A 16,690-nucleotide genomic window follows, 5' to 3' on the forward strand; every position below is an offset into this window, starting at 1 on the left:
TACGGAAGGCTTTCGTGCTGCTCTCTTTTTAAATAAACCTATGTCATTAAACAACATGCCCCCTATGCTTTTGCATCGGGGGCATGTTGTTTTAGGTATCTAAGAATTTGGATTGTTCTTCTTCAGACGGCATGGGACAGGTTTCGGACTTGCCAAACCACTGGTAGCGATGTCGCGCTACAAAATCGTAAATCAAATTTCTAAATCCTTCGGGCAAAACCAAAAACAGGCGTAAGGCCGGATAGAGTCCGCTTAAGTCTTTACAGATTTCCAGTGCTGCAGTAGATTTGATATAATAAGCGTTTCCGGGATCGATCAAAATGATAGAATCGATTTCTGAGGTGTCGATACCCCGTTCACGTGTTAATTTTTGACCAAGATCACTTTGTAAAGAGGCAAACCTGAACTTATCCTTTTTATCTCTTTTGATGATGAATCTCACTGAAGCATTGCAAAAATTGCAAACGCCATCAAATAACACAATTTTTTTATTTTCGGGTATGTCCATTATTTAGCGCGTTTTACAAGTTCAAGTTGCTCTTCGGATACGCTGGTGGTAAACATACCGTAGTTGACAACTGCTTTTCCTTTTTCAAATTTATCGATGGTTCCCACCGCTCTGCCATCCTGCATTCGTACAGAATCCCCTTCTTTTAATTTAGGCTTATCCGGGGTTTTAGAGGCATTTTCTTCGTCCTTAATCTTTTCTTTTTTCTTTTTGGTTCTTATTTTTTCAACCTTCTCCTGAGCTTCTTCTTTTACCTTTTTTTCTTTTTCTCTCTGGGCTTTTTCCTCCTTGCGGGTTTGCTTGACGCGTTTGGAGTTCTCACGCTCAATGATTTTCAGGACATTGGTGTACAACAGCTTTTTATTTTTGTTGTTGAAATACTGCAAACCGATTTTATCAATTTTCTCACCAATACCAATCATACGCTGATTGCTATCGTAAAGCTCTTGATAGCTTTCTAATTTCTGCTGAATTTTAGAATTGATTTCATCCAGTTTTTCCTGCTCTTTTCTAGTTTCATCGGTTTTTGACTTTAATTCTGAATTTGTTTTGGCCAGTTTAGAACGCTCCATCTGTAATTTGGCAATACTCTTATCAAATCTGATTTTACCACGCTCTACTTTTTTCTTGGCCCTATTGATTAAGCTGAACGGAATTCCGTTTTTCTGAGCGACTTCAAATGTAAATGAACTACCGGCCTCTCCGAGTTTTAATTCGAATAGTGGTTCCATCGTATAACTGTCAAAAGCCATATTTGCATTGACAATTTCAGGATTTTCATTGGCCATCATTTTCAAATTGGCATAATGCGTGGTTATAATGCCGTAAGCTTTCTTCTCGTGAAAAACTTCGAGAAAAGTTTCCGCTAAAGCACCGCCAAGTTCTGGATCTGAGCCTGTCCCAAATTCGTCAATGAGAAATAAAGTTTTGTCATCACAAGCTTTTAAAAAATTTCGCATGTTCTTCAATCGGTAACTATACGTGCTTAAATGGTTTTCAATACTTTGGTTATCTCCAATATCGGTGAGAATTTTATCAAAAAAGCAAATTCTGGAATATTCGTGAACAGGAACCAGCATACCTGACTGTAGCATGATCTGAACCAATCCAATGGTTTTTAAGGTAATGCTTTTTCCTCCCGCATTCGGACCAGAAATTACAATAATTTGTTGCGATTCATTTAAGGTAATATCTTGTGGATAGGTTTTCTTATTTATTTCATTATGGTTGATCAAAAGCAGTGGATGATAAGCGTCTTTGAGATAAATTTCTTTCTCGGTAGAAATTTTCGGAAGTAGACCATCGTAAAGTTCTGCATACTTCACTTTTGCTGAAATCAAATCAATTTCACTTAAATAATTCTGGTATTCTTTTAACAGTTCTGCATAAGGTCTTAGAAAATTGGTCAATGCTTTCAAAATTCTGTTGACTTCCTCTTTTTCCTCATATTCAGCCTCATCCAATTCTCGTTCAGACTGCTGAGTCTCTTCTGGTTGGATATACACGATGTTACCAGATTTGGAACTCCCCAGCATGCTGCCTTTTACCTTTTTTTTGTGCATGGCAGTCACCGCCAAAACGCGTACACTATCGACGACAGATTCCCTTATGTCATCGAGATATCCATAGCTGCTGTATTTAGATAAAGCTTTAGAAAAACTAGAGTTTATTTTTCCCTTAGCAACATTTATGGCTTTTCGAATTTTGAAAAGTTCTGGTGTGGCATCATTTCTAATATCTCCAAACTTATCGAGGATTCGGCGTATCTCGTCTACAATGGCGGTGGTATATTCTATAGGCTGTGTAGATCGATAAAGATTGGGGTATAATTCTTTGTATTTCTTAAAATAGGTGATGTGAATGTTGACGGTTTCAGAGAGATTCAGAATTTTACGAAATCCATTGAGTTCTAATACAGAACCTTCGATATTCAATATTTTGACAGCTTCATCTACACTTTCGAATCCATGATTGGGAATTGGTTTTTCCTGCAAAGCCGAAGATTTATATTCTTCGGTCTGCTGCAGGTGAAAATAAATGGACTTATAACTGGTATAGGGTTTGAGTTTTAGAGCTTTTTCCTGTCCCTTATCTGTAATGCAGTAATGGCCCAACTGAGAGCAAACTGTTGGAAATTCTAAATCTATTAAGGCTTTTTCGCTAATTTTTATCATACTAAAATTCTACATTCGTAGTTTTACAAAAATACGCATAATAAATGGAGGTTCAGATTGAAGAAACTTGGAAAAATATCTTAAAAGATGAATTTGAAAAGCCTTATTTTAAATCGCTTACTGCGTTTGTAAAATCACAATATAAAAACCATACCTGCTATCCAAAAGGCTCCGATATATTCAATGCCTTTGAATTCTGTCCTTTTGACAAGACGAAAGTCGTCATACTCGGTCAAGACCCCTATCATGGACCGGGACAAGCTCATGGACTTTCATTTTCGGTGCCAAAAGGAATTCCGATGCCACCGTCTCTTCTCAATATATATAAAGAATTGAAAGACGATTTAAATATTGCCCTGTCCCCTAATGGTAATTTGGAAAGCTGGGCTCATCAAGGTGTTCTTTTGCTCAATGCCACACTAACGGTTAGGGCTAATGGGCCTGGAAGTCATCAGAAAAAAGGCTGGGAAATCTTCACGGATGAAGTGATTAAAAAGCTGTCTAGCGAGAAACAAGGAATCATATTTTTGCTATGGGGAGGTTTTGCTAAAAAGAAAGCCCAGCTTATCGATGCTTCAAAACATCATATTCTTACTTCAGGTCATCCCTCACCTTTAAGCGCAAATAGAGGCTACTGGTTTGGAAATAAGCATTTTAGTCAAACAAATAAGATTTTAAAAAAGCAGAACGAAGTACCCATTCTATGGTGATTTATTTATCAGCAAAAATTGGATCTGAATTGGATTCTTGCTGAGACCAAATTTTAGGGGTATTGACCTTAAGTTTCTTTCTTGAAATTCTAGTTGTGGAATCTCCGGAATCACAGCTAAATTTGAGTAGTAATAAGTTGATTAAGACTAGAACTGCGATGATTGGTATTAATATCATGAGTATCGACTTTTAGGATAAAGTAATTTCAGTTATAAGACGCAAAATAAATTGAATGGTTGCGTATTCTTTTTAAAAAATAAATTCAGAATAAGATTTTTCTTGATTTATAAGATTCAGTTCTTTTAGCTTTTTTTGAGTTAAATGAACATCGCGTTCCGAAATTTGCCTTTGACTCCATTCCGTAATAGAAAGCCAGTTTCTTACATCTTTAGTTTTCAAGTGATAACGTTCAGAAATTCTTTCTTGAATATTATGAAAAGACTTTAGAGTTTTGCTTTTTTGATTTAGAGGTTCCAGTAAAGCAGTAACCAATTCAGAGTTTGCTTTTAAAAATTCATGTGTTGTTACAATGACGAAACATGGCCAGGGGGTAGGTTCATCGCCAAGTCTTCTGAAGATACCTTCGTCTACCAGAGGTTTTGTCGTAAAATGCTCCCAAAGAAAGTAGTCTGAAGTTCCATCAGTTAAAGATGATTTTGCACCAGCCAGGTTTTGTGTGATTTTAAAATCCAAATGTTCTGTATTCCAATTTTGATTGTGTGCATGCACGTATGTCATCAGATGAGATCCAGAGCCAAACCGGCTGATAGCTGCAGTTTGATTTTTTAAATCTTCAATTTTATGAAAATCAGAGTCTGCATGGACGTGAATCCCCCACATCAGCGGACTCTTGATATAAGTCTGGATTATTTTAAAGGGGCTGCCGTCACAGATCTCTTTGATTGAGCCTTCGGTGAGCATCACAGCTATGTCCACTTCTCCAGTTTTCAGAGCTTCACTCATTTCACCAGTACCCCCATGAAAGTCAATCCAGGACACGTCGATTTTATTTTTTTTAAAATCGCCATTTTCAATGCATAAATGCCAAGGCAAATTGAAGTGTTCTGGAACTCCGCCGATTTTTAGTTTCCTCATAAATTGATTTTCTAAAGTTTAGAAAGTTTATCTAAAGTAAATTGAATAAGGGAGTCGACCGTCGCCTTTGGGTCTTTGCTGAAGTTTCCTGTGGATCTGTTAGCAATTATCGCATTCATAGACAAAGCCCCGTGTCCAAGGAGTTTAGACAGTGCATAGATCGCGCTGGTTTCCATTTCTAAATTGGTGATCGATTTGTCTTGAAATCTAAAATCAACCAATTGATCTATAAAATCAGCATCCTCGGTTTCCAGCCTCAGTGTTCTCCCCTGCGGGCCGTAAAAACCTAAATTTGTACCTGTATACCCTGGAATCACCTTCTCATCGGTGTTGAAAAGAGTCATCAAATCAGGATCTGCATCAACAATATAAGGCTCAGGCTTTTTTGAAGACACCTTCAAATGCGCATGAAGTGCTTTTGTAGCTTCTTTATTGGTAATATCGTTTTTATAATAGTGCAGTAAGCCGTCAAAACCAACACCAGCTTCACTCATGATGAATTTGTCCAGCTCAGCATGAGGTTGGATTCCACCTGAGGTTCCTATTCTTATGATATTAAGTTTATGATGTCTTAGTTTTATTTCCCGGGTTTCAAAATCAATATTGACAAGGGCATCCAATTCGTTAAGGACAATATCGATATTGTCGATCCCAATTCCAGTAGAAATAACGGTCATTTTTTTACCCCTGTAGAAACCTGTCTGTGTTTTGAATTCCCGTTTTTGAGTTTCGAAAATGATTTCATCAAAATATGAAGTCACTTTAGCCACTCTATCCTGATCGCCAACAGTTATAATTATATCAGCAATATTCTCAGGCTTAAGGTTGAGGTGATAAATACTTCCGTCCGGATTTAAGATTAATTCTGAAGATGCTATAGGCATGCGTTATAGTTTTGAAGATGGAATTTGAATATCCAGTCTTGTGTTATAGTTTATGAGAGACTCTAATCAAGATAAGCTCTTCTGTTGATTTACAAAAAATAAATCATGAACCAGGCTGGTTTACTGAAAAGAAATCTGTCTCAACCCCCAACGCGTTTCACGTTAAAACCAAGATCTTTTAATAAGCTCATGATCTGTTCCCGGTAGTCGCCCTGAATGATGATTTCTTCATTTTTATGACTTCCACCAACGCCAATCTCTTTTTTCAGGTATTTGGTCAGGTTCTGAAAATCTTTCTTAGCTCCAGAATAGCCTTTTATCAAGGTATTCGCTTTGCCTTTTCTTTTCGAAAATTCGCAAATTAACGGATCGGATTGAAGCCAGATATTGAGCTTATCACTTTTTGAAGCTGTTTTTTCTTCTTCCTGAGGTTCGTGATCTGGAAATAAATCTTTCAACTGATCTTTAAGATCCATAATTTATTTTTTTATCAGTCCTATTTCTACCAGGCGTTGATGAAGAAATTCTCCTGCAGTAATATCTTCATATTGCTTTGGATTATTCTCATCGATACATTCTTCAAGACAGTCTAGGCGCATATCGCTTCTAGGGTGCAAGAAAAAGGGGATAGAATATCTGGGTTTGTCCCACTCTTCTTTAGGAGGGTTTACAACCCTGTGAATGGTGGATCTCAATTTATTATTGGTATGTCTTTCTAGCATATCCCCAACGTTGATGACGAGTTCGTCTTCTTTAGGTTTGGCATCAATCCACTCTCCATCCTTGCGTTTTACCTGCAAACCTCCTGCAGAGGCTCCCATAAGTAAGGTGATGAGGTTAATGTCTCCATGTGCACCTGCTCTCACAGCGCCTTTGGGTTCAGTTTCAATCGGGGGATAGTGGATTGGTCGCAAAATGGAGTTTCCATTTTTAGCCCAATGGTCAAAATAATATTCGTTGAGACCTATGTAAAGGGCTAATGCTCTTAGCACATAAATCCCTGTTTTTTCTAGCATGTCGTAGGCTTGCATTCCCACTTCATTGAACTTGGGTAATTCTTTGACTTCAATGTTTTCTGGATAGTCTTCTTTTAAATCCGCATCCTCATCAGGTTCTTGGCCAAAGTGCCAAAACTCCTTAAGATCTCCCTCTTTTTTTCCTTTGGCATGTTCTTTACCAAAGGAAACATAGCCGCGCTGTCCCCCCAAATCCTCACGTTCATACTTCTTTTTGGTCTCTTCTGGGAGATTGAAAAAAGCCTGGACCTGAGTATATAATTCATCTACCAATTTTTCGTCTAAAAAATGATGATTTAAGGCGACAAAGCCAATTTCTTCGTAGGCTGAACCAATTTCATCGACGAACTTTTGTTTTCTTTTAGGGTCTTCAGATAAAAAATCTGCAAGATTCACACTAGGAATATTTGTCATGGACATAAAAAAAAATTTTGAAAGACAAATTTAATGAATTTTCTTCAACAAGAATTTTAGGAATCTTAATAATTAAAAGTTTTCATTATGATACATTTGGAAAGCCAGTTAAAATACAGTTTATGAAATTTGAACATCATTCTATATCCAAAGATCAACACATTGATTTATTTAAAAGCATTTTAAAGCCCCGTCTTATCGAAGAAAAAATGCTAGTGCTTTTACGGCAAGGCAAAATTTCAAAATGGTTTTCCGGTATTGGTCAGGAGGCTATAGCTGTAGGAGTGACAAAATCTTTATTACCAGATGAATATATTTTACCGATGCACAGGAATCTCGGTGTCTTTACCGAACGACATATTCCTCTGTATCGTTTGTTTTCTCAATGGCAGGGCAAACTGAATGGATTTACAAAAGGAAGAGATCGAAGTTTTCATTTTGGGACTCAGGAGTTTAAAATTATCGGTATGATTTCTCATTTAGGGCCACAACTGGGCGTCGCGGATGGCATTGGTCTAGCGCATAAGCTGAAAAATGAAAGTTCTGTGACCGCTGTTTTTACTGGTGAAGGAGGAACGAGTGAAGGTGATTTTCATGAGGCGCTCAATGTTGCATCGGTATGGCAGCTGCCCCTGTTATTTTGTGTAGAAAATAACGGCTACGGGCTTTCAACACCAACAAACGAGCAGTTTAATTGTGAACACATTGCAGACAAAGCCGTGGGCTACGGCATGGAATCGCACATTATCGATGGAAATAATATCGTAGAGGTGTTTACCAAAGTCAGTGAAATTACAGAACGTATACGACAAAATCCGAAACCTGTACTGCTTGAATTTAAAACCTTTAGAAGAAGAGGACATGAAGAAGCAAGCGGTACCAAATACGTGCCAGATGAGTTGATGAAACACTGGGAAAAACTAGATCCTGTAGATAATTATGAGCTCTTCCTTTTGGAATCCAAATTTTTGACAGAAAGGGAAATTTCTTCAATAAAGTCAGAGTTAAAATCAGAAATCGATGAACACCTCAAGTTAGCCAACAAAGAAGTGGAAGTAGAAGCTGATGAAGCTACCGAATTGCAAGATGTTTTTAAGCTATATGAGTTTAATGGGCAACTGCCTTCTCCCCGGAAAACCGAACTGCGTTTTATCGATGCTATTTCTGATGGCTTGAAGCAAAGCATGGAAAAATTCGAGGATTTGGTCATTATGGGGCAGGATGTTGCAGAATACGGTGGTGTCTTTAAAATTACGGAAGGTTTCTTAGAAATGTTTGGAAAAGAAAGAGTTCGAAACACGCCTATTTGTGAGTCGGCTATTATTTCAGCAGCGATGGGGCTTTCCATAAAAGGAATAAAGTCGGTGGTTGAGATGCAATTTGGTGATTTTGTGACATCTGGATTTAACCCCTTGGTGAACTACCTGGCTAAAGTTCATTACCGCTGGGGTCAGAATGCAGATGTGGTGATACGCATGCCTTGTGGAGCAGGAGTAGGTGCAGGACCTTTCCATAGCCAAACCAATGAGGCCTGGTTTACCAAAACACCAGGATTGAAGGTTGTTTATCCCTCAAGCCCACAAGATGCAAAAGGCTTATTGATAGCAGCTATCCAAGATCCTAATCCGGTTTTGTTTTTTGAACATAAAGCGCTGTACAGAAGCATTAGAGGGGAAGTTTCAGATGATTATTTCACTATAGAACTTGGAAAAGCCAATAGAGTACAGGAAGGCGATAAACTTACAGTCATTACTTACGGTGCTGCTGTTCACTGGGCTTTAGATGTTTTAAAGCAGTACCCTGACATTTCTGTAGAACTCATTGATTTAAGAACTTTGTCCCCTCTGGATGAAGAAGCCATTTTTGCCTCTGTAAAGAAAACAGGAAAAGTCATTATATTTCAGGAAGATTCTTTATTTGGAGGAATAGCTTCAGATATTTCAGCGCTTATCTCTGAACATTGTTTTGAATATTTGGACGCCCCAATAAAACGCGTAGCAAGCTTATCGACTCCTATTCCTTTTGCTAAAAACCTGGAAAATCAATATCTGGGGAAATCAAAATTTGAAGAGGCCTTGATAACATTAAATAAATACTAAAAAAGCCTTAATCCCGAAATATACATGTAACTTAGAAATTGAACCATAAAAAAGATCATTATGATACGATGGATAATTACATTTCTTGTTATCGCATTAGTTGCCGCCGTCTTAGGTTTCGGTGGAATTGCTGAAGGCGCTGCCGATATAGCTAAAATCATCTTTTACATTTTTATTGTCTTATTTATCATCTCGCTTATCGGAAAACTTTTCAGACGATAGACGATCATACATCCGTAAGTTTATTTTTGATATAGATTTACGGATTTTTTATTTTAACTTATTAAATCACTTATGAAATATATTTTAACGATTGTAGTTGCTTTTTTAATCACGTCATGCGGTCCTGCTTATCTGGCCAATCAAGTGGAGAAAGACTTTAAAGGAGATTGGGTTTTAGAATCCATTTCTTATCCAGATGCTTCAGGCTTATTTGATGTAGAACTCTTTAATCTTTCCTCAGCCTCTTGTTTTGAGAATTCAGTGTGGAAATTTATTCCAAATAACAGTACAGGGAGTTTTACTTTAGACGGAAACAATTGCATCAAAACTGAACAGCAGTTTAAATGGTATGTTGATAAAACAACAGCCGAGAATTTCAGTCCCGAGATGTTGTTAAAGATAACGACGGGGCAAAAAGCCAGAAAGGTTGATACAGGAACTAGGATAAAAATTAAATCTTTGTTAGAAAGTCAAATGGTATGGGAGCAAAACGCTATGTTTAAAGGAGAAGAAATAACAATAGAAATGACATTTTCAAAATTATAATTATGAGAAACTTTAAGAATAAATCATTAATAATATTAGTTGCCTTTGCTTTTTTATTTAGCTCCTGTGAGGCTACAAAAAACACCAATAAAACTCAGCGCGGAGGTGCTGTAGGTGCCGCAAGTGGTGCAGTGATTGGCGGTGTTATCGGTAATAATGTAGGGGATGGAGACAATACGGTTCTCGGAGCTATTATCGGTGGTGTAGTTGGTGGTGCCGCTGGTGCCTATATTGGCAACAGAATGGATAAACAGGCCAAAGAAATAGAACAAGAAATTCCGGGAGCAGAAGTAACCAGAGTAGGTGAAGGTATCAACGTTACTTTCGATGAAAATTCTGGTGTTTATTTTGCTACCGATAAAGCAAACATCAGTGGGAAATCTGAAATTTCACTGTTGAAATTGATTAATATTTTTCAAAAATACCCTAAAACAAATATCATTGTTGAGGGACATACAGACTCTACAGGAAGCGAAAGTTATAATATGCAGTTGTCGAAGGAACGCGCTCAAGCGGTGACCAATTATTTGATCAGTAATGGAATTGAGGATTCTAGAATCAAAACCAACTGGTATGGTGAAGAACAGCCTAAATATGATAATTCAACGGCAGTTGGACGCTCCAAAAACAGAAGAGTTGAACTGGCTATCGTTGCCAGCGAAGAATTGAAGGAAGAGGCCCGTGAAAAGGCTCAGTAATTAAAATAATTGAGAAGAAAATCCTAATGCTGCATTAGGATTTTTTTTATGCCTAAATTTCAACGATGAATATTTATGATGTTATAATTATTGGTGGTGGTTTAGCAGGATTAACTTCAGCCATAGATTTATCTATAAATGGGTTTGAAGTTTTACTCATTGAAAAAGATGAATATCCTAAACATAAGGTCTGTGGTGAATACGTTTCCAATGAAGTTTTACCTTACTTAAAACGGCTTGGTGTCGACATCAGTAAAACCAAAGCCGATCAAATCCAGCGCTTAGTCTTAAGCAATCGTAAAGGAAATTCAGTCAGGGTTGAACTTCCTCTTGGTGGATTTGGAATGTCCAGATATGCTTTGGACAATCTCATGTATGAGAAAGCGAAATCCAGTGGCGTTGAATTTAAATTTGAAACCGTGACTGATGTTGCTTTTGAAGATCATCACTTTTGCATCAAAACCCATTCAGCTGAATTTTACGCTGAACTGGCTATTGGAAGTTTTGGAAAGCGCTCCACCTTAGATAAAAAATTAGACAGGGATTTTATCCATAACAAAACGCCCTGGATTGGTATTAAAGCCCATTATCAAAACGATGATTTTCCTGACGGAGAAGTACAGCTTCATAATTTTGAGGGCGGATACTCCGGGCTATCCAAAACTGAAACGGGTGCGGTCAATTTTTGTTATTTAGCACATTACGATAGCTTCAAACAGGAAAGGTCTGTTGAAGATTTCAATAAAAATATTGTAGCTCAAAATCCTAAACTGAATTCCTTCCTCAATAATGCTGACTTGCTTTTTGATAAGCATCTGGCGATTTCACAGGTGTCTTTTCAGAATAAAAATGCGGTTGAAAATCATATGTTGATGGCCGGAGATTCTGCCGGACTCATTCATCCGCTTTGTGGAAACGGCATGGCCATGGCGATACACTCGGCTAAACTGCTTTCAGATGAAATCAAAAATTATAAAAATCATCGGAGCAGATATCAGCTAGAAAAAAATTATACACAAATCTGGAAGCAGACTTTTCGCAAAAGACTTATTTTCGGTTCCTTATTTCAGAATATACTTTTACAACCAAAACTCACAAACATCGGCATGTTAGCTGTTTCCAAATCGCCTTATTTACTCAAGAAAATGATTCAACAAACCCACGGAAAGCCGATTTTATGAAACAAATCTCCACCATAACTCGAAGCAAGGAGGCTGAAATCATGGATAAGTTTGATTTTAAGGGGGATGAGCTCAAAAGCGTCCTTGAGACGATCGATAAGATCAACGCCAAACTCGGTGGACACCGCGTCACCATCAAAGGCATTCAGAAACTTTTAGAAAATCATCCCCGAAAACATCTTGTCATTGCAGATTTGGGATGTGGAAGCGGAGATGCGTTAAGACAAATATCTAAATGGGCCAAAAAACAAGGTATTAACGTTCAACTCATCGGTATAGATGCCAATCCGCATACGATACAGGTGGCCAGAGAGTGGTCCAGAGATTATAAGAATATTTCTTACAGAGTAATCGATGTGTTTAGCGAAGATTTTGATGATTTTGAGGCCGATATTATAACCTGTTGTCTGACTCTTCACCATTTTGAAAATAAGTTTATAAAAAAATTAGTACCAATTCTTTCAGATAAAGCTAGTTTGGGTCTGGTTATCAACGATTTACACAGAAGCAAAGTAGCCTATAGGTTATTTGAATTATATTGTTCAGTCTTTGTAAATTCAGATATTGCAAGAAAAGATGGTTTAACTTCTATTTTAAGAGGGTTTACCTCAGAAGATTTAGAAAATTTTGCCAAAGAATTAAATTTAAAGCACCACATCACATGGTATTGGGCATTTCGATACCAGTGGATAATTTATAGCTCATGAGTGTAAAAATAGATACAGTTGCCACACAGACTCCACAGTATTACAAGGAAACCAAGGATATAATTCCATTTGTGGAAATGTGGCTGTCGAATGAAGATGAAAGGTTCAGGAGAAAAGTTATCAAAATTTATGAAGGGGCCAAGGTCGACAAGCGCTATTCCATCATGGATCCGGAGGAGGTTTTTTCGGCGACCTCATTTGAAGATAAAAACCGAATTTACACTCGGGAGGCTAAAATCTTGGGGAAAAAGGTTTTAGAAAAAGCATTGCATCAGGCGGGATGGTTAGGCCAAAGCCTGGATTACATCATCACGGTGAGTTGTACAGGAATAATGATTCCATCTTTAGATGCTTTTCTTATCAATGATTTAGACCTCAGACAGGATATCGTTAGGCTTCCGGTGACAGAAATGGGTTGTGCAGCTGGTATTTCGGGTATGATTTACGCCAAGCAATTTCTTCAGGCGAATCCCGGTAAACGAGCAGCTATTGTTTCATTTGAAGCCCCTACGGCTACCTTCCAGCTCAATGATAAATCGATGGCAAACATGGTGAGCTCCGCTATTTTTGGGGATGGCGCTGCCTGTGTGTTGATGAGTTCAGAAGAGGCCTGCAGGGGGCCTAAAGTATTGGGAGAATCCATGTATCATTTTTACAACGATACCCATATGATGGGCTTCGATCTGACCAATTCCGGGCTGAAAATGGTACTCGACATCGATGTGCCTGAGAAAATCAGTGAACATTTTCCACAGATAATTCATCCTTTTTTAGAAAACCATCATCTGAAAATCGAAGATATAGATCATCTTATCTTTCATCCCGGAGGTAAGAAAATTATCAATACCGTGGAGGCTCTTTTTGGGGCTATGGGTAAAAATATAGACGATACCAAGGAAGTGCTGAGGCTTTTCGGAAATATGAGTAGCGCAACTGTGCTTTACGTGCTGGAGCGCATGATGAAAAAACCAATCGAGAAAGGGGAGAAGGGATTGATGCTGAGTTTCGGACCAGGATTCTCAGCTCAGCGCATTCTTTTAGAATGGTAACCTGTTTTCTATATGCATTCCGACCGGTACTTCGGAATCTAATACAGATAAGATTAAACATTAAATAATATTTAGCTTATGGCCAACTCATCACTTAAACATTACGCCCTGGTTTTAGGAGGGAGTCAGGGTCTTGGATATGCTTCAGCCTTGAAATTAGCTCAGAAAGGTTGGCACATACTGATCATCCACAGAGATAGAAGAAGTGATTTACCTGAAATTGAAGCTAAATTTGAAGTCATTAAGCAATGCGGAGTCGATCTCAAAACATTTAATCTGGACGCCACAAATTCAGAAAAAAGAAAGGAATTTGTAAGTCAGCTTCCAGAACTCCTCGGTGAATCCGGTAAAATTAAACTGCTGCTTCATAGCATCGCCAAAGGAAACCTGAAAGCTATGACAGGCGATTCACCTCTCAATCAAACCGATTTGCAAATCACAGTCAATGCCATGGCTTATAGTTTTTACGACTGGTCTAAAGCTATTCTGGAAGCTGGCTGTTTTGCAACCAATACAAGGCTGTTAGCTTTTACAAGCGAAGGAAATCAACGGGTTTGGAAACATTATGCCGCTGTTTCAGTGGCCAAAACAAGCCTGGAAACCTTGATGAAATATATGGCTACAGAGTTTGCTGAGTATGAAATCACAGCCAACTGCATTCAGGCGGGAATGGTGGAAACTCAATCTTTCCAGATGATTCCTGGTCATGAAGAATTGAAAGCAAGTACTGAAAAGCGAAATCCCTTTCAGCGATTGACACAAGCTGAAGATGTCGCTAATGTGGTTTATCTGCTGAGCTTAGAAGAAGCTAACTGGATTACCGGGAGTATTATCAAAGCAGATGGTGGTGAGAGTCTCTAATAACATATGATAATGAAATCATCCAAAATTATTTCGAAATTACCATACCAGGAGCCTTTTCTGTATGTAAAAAGCATCGATAAGATTTCAGAAAATTTTATAAAAGGGAGCTACACCTTTAAGGCTTCTTCCTGGTTTTACAAAGGGCATTTCAAAAATAACCCCATCACTCCAGGCGTAATTCTTACCGAATGTGCTGCCCAGATCGGCCTGGCCAGTTTTGGACTGTATCTGTTATCCAATCAGGAAAATATAGATTTGGAACAAGTGAAACTGGCGATGACTTCAACAAATGTTGAGTTTCTTAAACCTGTTTTACCCGGCGAAAAGGTGATTGTGGAAGCTGAAAAAATGTATTTTAGATTCAATAAATTGAAATCCTCTGTCAAAATGTATAATTTGTCCGGAGACTTGGTGCTGAGCGGTGAACTTGCAGGTGTTATTTTACCCTAACTATGGATAAAAAAAGAGTGGTCATAACAGGAATGGGCGTTGTTGCCCCCAATGCGACAGGACTTTCTCAGTTTGAGGAGGCTATAAAGGCAGGTAAAAGCGGGATTCAATTCCATGAAAAACTGGAAGAGCTAAAATTCAGCTGTCAGATAGGGGGTGTACCAAAGGTATCTCAGAATGTGATGGATCACTACTTCACCGCTTTAGAGCAGCGCGGGCTTTTGGCGACGGGTCTGATTTATGGGGGAATCGCAGGTCAAGAAGCCTGGGCCGATGCACAGCTGGAAATCAACGAAGAACTCGATATTGATACTGGAATCATTTTTGGGACGGGCGTTCTCGGTGTTGAAAAATTGAGAGAAGCTTTTTATAAGATAGATGATAAGCAAGTCAGAAGATTGGGAAGTACCAGTGTTTTGCAAACCATGGCCAGTGGGATTAGCGCCTTTTTAGGTGGTAAATTGGGTTGTGGAAACCAGGTCACCTCCAATTCTTCAGCCTGTTCCACGGGAACGGAAGCTTTATTGATGGGGTTTGAACGTATTCAGTATGGAAAGGCCAAACGCATGCTGGTTGGGAGTTGTAGTGACTCCGGACCCTACGTATGGGGTGGTTTCGACGCCTTACGGATTTTACCACACCAGTACAATGACCGGCCTGAGATAGCCTCCCAGCCCATGTCGGCAACGGCTGCAGGTTTTGTGCCTTCAAGTGGTGCAGGAGCACTGGTTTTGGAAAGTCTGGAGTCTGCTTTAGAAAGGGGCGCCAGTATCTATGCAGAAGTTTTAGGAGGACACCTCAACTCTGGCGGTCAACGCGAACAGGGAAGCATGACGGCTCCCAATTCTGCGGCGGTTATAAGCTGCATATCGGAGGCCTTAAGGCAAGCTGATGTAAATTCAGAAGAAATTGACCTCATCAACGGACATCTCACGGCAACGGCCATGGATGCTACCGAAATCAAAAACTGGGCAAAGGCTTTGGGTTTGGAAAGAAAAGATTTTCCTTATATCAATTCTTTGAAAAGTCATATAGGTCATGCTTTGGCAGCGGCCGGTAGTATAGAACTGGTGAGTTCTGTTTTGGAGCTGTCTCGGGGATTTATTTTTCCAAACCTCAACTGTGAAACCATTCATCCGAAGATTTTGAAGCTGGTTAAGGAAGATAAAATACCAAGAGAATTACTGGAAAAAAAAGTAAAGCTTTTGGCCAAAGCAAGCTTCGGATTTGGGGATGTCAACGCCTGTGTAATTTTAAAATCTTATGACGATGAATAAGCGACAACTCAAAAAACGCTATTGGTTTTTCGGTGGATTAGGCACCGCAATTCTGGGATTTGGACTTTCTGCTTTGGTAGAAAGTGGTTTTTTAAAACATAGCAATGCTCCAGAATGGCAATGGATTCTGGCTGGAACTCTATCCTTAATACTAGTTTTGACCGGGATTAACTTCTTGTTTGAGAGTTTCAGGTGTAAGCAAAAGCTAGGTCTCGACTGAGCCTGTCTTGATGAATAGAAAGGCTTGACCTGACAAAGATTAACAAGGTTTAGGAATATCAAATCGAACTTCTGGAAATTTTTGCATCTCATCTAATATAAAGTGACTCTTTTTATTTGTTTTAGCATCAAGTACTTCAATACTTCAGTATAAACTCTGTCGAGATGTAGTCGGTTCTCAACTCTTCTCGACCTGACAAAGATTAACAAGATTTTGGAATGTCAACTCGAGCATTCTAAGTTAAAAACAAATTTTTAAGCCGATAATTTCACAAAAGGTTCATCTCTTTTTGCAACAGCAAATATTCTTAAAACGAGTTTATTAGCGATGGCGTTTATTACACTCATGTGATGTTTTCCATCTTTAATCTTACGATTGTAATATGCCTTTAGCTGAGGATCATGCTGTGCAGCTGTGATAGCTCCCTTTGTCAAAATAGATTTTAAAGATTTATCTCTCAGAAAATGAGTCTTGGTTTTTCCTTTAATACTGCTTCCCGACTGGTATGGAAAAGGAGCTAAACCACAGTGGCAGCTAAATTTTCTTGGATTATCAAACTTATTAAAATTACCTGT

Annotated in this window: 19 protein-coding genes; 12 read left to right on the top strand and 7 right to left on the bottom strand. The window is 38.6% G+C overall.

The features are described from left to right. Window positions 1-91 precede the first annotated feature (91 nt). Both BLP81_RS12335 and BLP81_RS12340 read right to left on the bottom strand, forming a co-directional pair. Complete coding sequence (locus tag BLP81_RS12335) at window positions 92-508, bottom strand: thiol-disulfide oxidoreductase DCC family protein (RefSeq protein WP_093369642.1); 417 nt, start codon at window positions 506-508, stop codon at window positions 92-94. Next, window positions 508-2,682, bottom strand: a complete 2,175-nt coding sequence (locus BLP81_RS12340; RefSeq protein ID WP_093369647.1) for an endonuclease MutS2 — start codon at window positions 2,680-2,682, stop codon at window positions 508-510. The genes BLP81_RS12335 and BLP81_RS12340 overlap by 1 nt, the downstream gene beginning before the upstream one ends. Before the next feature lie 44 nt (window positions 2,683-2,726). Between BLP81_RS12340 and BLP81_RS12345 the strand changes: the two genes are divergently transcribed. Then, the gene (locus tag BLP81_RS12345; RefSeq protein WP_093369651.1) at window positions 2,727-3,392 is read left to right on the top strand and encodes a uracil-DNA glycosylase; all 666 of its coding nucleotides are present in this window, start codon (window positions 2,727-2,729) and stop codon (window positions 3,390-3,392) included. Window positions 3,393-3,642: 250 nt separating this feature from the next. On the opposite strand, the gene BLP81_RS12350 is transcribed toward BLP81_RS12345, so the two are convergent. The 4 genes from BLP81_RS12350 to BLP81_RS12365 form a co-directional block, all read right to left on the bottom strand. Continuing rightward, window positions 3,643-4,488 carry a substrate-binding domain-containing protein gene (locus BLP81_RS12350; protein ID WP_093369655.1) on the bottom strand — a complete coding sequence of 282 codons (846 nt, stop codon included), beginning with the start codon at window positions 4,486-4,488 and terminating at the stop codon, window positions 3,643-3,645. Window positions 4,489-4,499: 11 nt separating this feature from the next. After that, window positions 4,500-5,372, bottom strand: coding sequence for a nucleoside phosphorylase (locus BLP81_RS12355; protein ID WP_093369658.1), 873 nt, complete (start codon window positions 5,370-5,372; stop codon window positions 4,500-4,502). A 140-nt stretch (window positions 5,373-5,512) separates the two neighbouring features. Then, window positions 5,513-5,848 carry a translation initiation factor gene (locus BLP81_RS12360; RefSeq protein WP_093369663.1) on the bottom strand — a complete coding sequence of 112 codons (336 nt, stop codon included), beginning with the start codon at window positions 5,846-5,848 and terminating at the stop codon, window positions 5,513-5,515. 3 nt (window positions 5,849-5,851) lie between these two features. Beyond that, the gene (locus tag BLP81_RS12365; protein ID WP_093369711.1) at window positions 5,852-6,802 is read right to left on the bottom strand and encodes an isopenicillin N synthase family dioxygenase; all 951 of its coding nucleotides are present in this window, start codon (window positions 6,800-6,802) and stop codon (window positions 5,852-5,854) included. A gap of 122 nt (window positions 6,803-6,924) precedes the next feature. Here BLP81_RS12365 and BLP81_RS12370 point away from each other — a divergent pair, with 122 nt between their 5' ends. From BLP81_RS12370 to BLP81_RS12420, 11 genes are all read left to right on the top strand, one after another. Continuing rightward, window positions 6,925-8,901, top strand: a complete 1,977-nt coding sequence (locus BLP81_RS12370) for an alpha-ketoacid dehydrogenase subunit alpha/beta (protein ID WP_093369716.1) — start codon at window positions 6,925-6,927, stop codon at window positions 8,899-8,901. Window positions 8,902-8,961: 60 nt separating this feature from the next. Further along, the gene (locus tag BLP81_RS12375; protein WP_093369668.1) at window positions 8,962-9,123 is read left to right on the top strand and encodes a DUF1328 domain-containing protein; all 162 of its coding nucleotides are present in this window, start codon (window positions 8,962-8,964) and stop codon (window positions 9,121-9,123) included. A gap of 72 nt (window positions 9,124-9,195) precedes the next feature. Next, window positions 9,196-9,669 carry a lipocalin family protein gene (locus BLP81_RS12380; protein WP_093369673.1) on the top strand — a complete coding sequence of 158 codons (474 nt, stop codon included), beginning with the start codon at window positions 9,196-9,198 and terminating at the stop codon, window positions 9,667-9,669. 2 nt (window positions 9,670-9,671) lie between these two features. Beyond that, window positions 9,672-10,367, top strand: coding sequence for a YiaD family glycine zipper/OmpA-like lipoprotein (locus BLP81_RS12385; RefSeq protein WP_093369678.1), 696 nt, complete (start codon window positions 9,672-9,674; stop codon window positions 10,365-10,367). Window positions 10,368-10,432: 65 nt separating this feature from the next. Further along, window positions 10,433-11,548, top strand: coding sequence for an NAD(P)/FAD-dependent oxidoreductase (locus BLP81_RS12390; RefSeq protein WP_093369681.1), 1,116 nt, complete (start codon window positions 10,433-10,435; stop codon window positions 11,546-11,548). Continuing rightward, window positions 11,545-12,255: a methyltransferase domain-containing protein gene (locus BLP81_RS12395; RefSeq protein WP_093369686.1), complete on the top strand. Its 711-nt coding sequence runs from the start codon at window positions 11,545-11,547 to the stop codon at window positions 12,253-12,255. Before BLP81_RS12390 ends, BLP81_RS12395 begins: the two co-directional genes overlap by 4 nt. Further along, the gene (locus BLP81_RS12400) at window positions 12,252-13,304 is read left to right on the top strand and encodes a type III polyketide synthase (RefSeq protein ID WP_093369689.1); all 1,053 of its coding nucleotides are present in this window, start codon (window positions 12,252-12,254) and stop codon (window positions 13,302-13,304) included. The genes BLP81_RS12395 and BLP81_RS12400 overlap by 4 nt, the downstream gene beginning before the upstream one ends. Window positions 13,305-13,382: 78 nt before the next feature. Beyond that, a complete protein-coding gene (locus BLP81_RS12405) occupies window positions 13,383-14,165 on the top strand; it encodes an SDR family oxidoreductase (protein WP_093369693.1) in 783 nt (260 codons plus the stop codon). Window positions 14,166-14,177: 12 nt separating this feature from the next. Further along, window positions 14,178-14,618: a 3-hydroxyacyl-ACP dehydratase FabZ family protein gene (locus BLP81_RS12410; protein WP_093369697.1), complete on the top strand. Its 441-nt coding sequence runs from the start codon at window positions 14,178-14,180 to the stop codon at window positions 14,616-14,618. Between the two features lie 2 nt (window positions 14,619-14,620). Further along, window positions 14,621-15,895 carry a beta-ketoacyl-[acyl-carrier-protein] synthase family protein gene (locus tag BLP81_RS12415; protein ID WP_093369702.1) on the top strand — a complete coding sequence of 425 codons (1,275 nt, stop codon included), beginning with the start codon at window positions 14,621-14,623 and terminating at the stop codon, window positions 15,893-15,895. Next, window positions 15,888-16,115, top strand: coding sequence for a hypothetical protein (locus BLP81_RS12420; protein ID WP_093369707.1), 228 nt, complete (start codon window positions 15,888-15,890; stop codon window positions 16,113-16,115). Before BLP81_RS12415 ends, BLP81_RS12420 begins: the two co-directional genes overlap by 8 nt. 254 nt (window positions 16,116-16,369) lie before the next feature. On the opposite strand, the gene BLP81_RS12425 is transcribed toward BLP81_RS12420, so the two are convergent. Then, the coding region (locus BLP81_RS12425) for a transposase (protein WP_143002838.1) at window positions 16,370-16,690 on the bottom strand (321 nt) is incomplete at its 5' end.

The sequence above is a fragment of the Psychroflexus sediminis genome (assembly GCF_900099815.1).
In the GTDB taxonomy this organism is placed as follows: domain Bacteria; phylum Bacteroidota; class Bacteroidia; order Flavobacteriales; family Flavobacteriaceae; genus Psychroflexus; species Psychroflexus sediminis.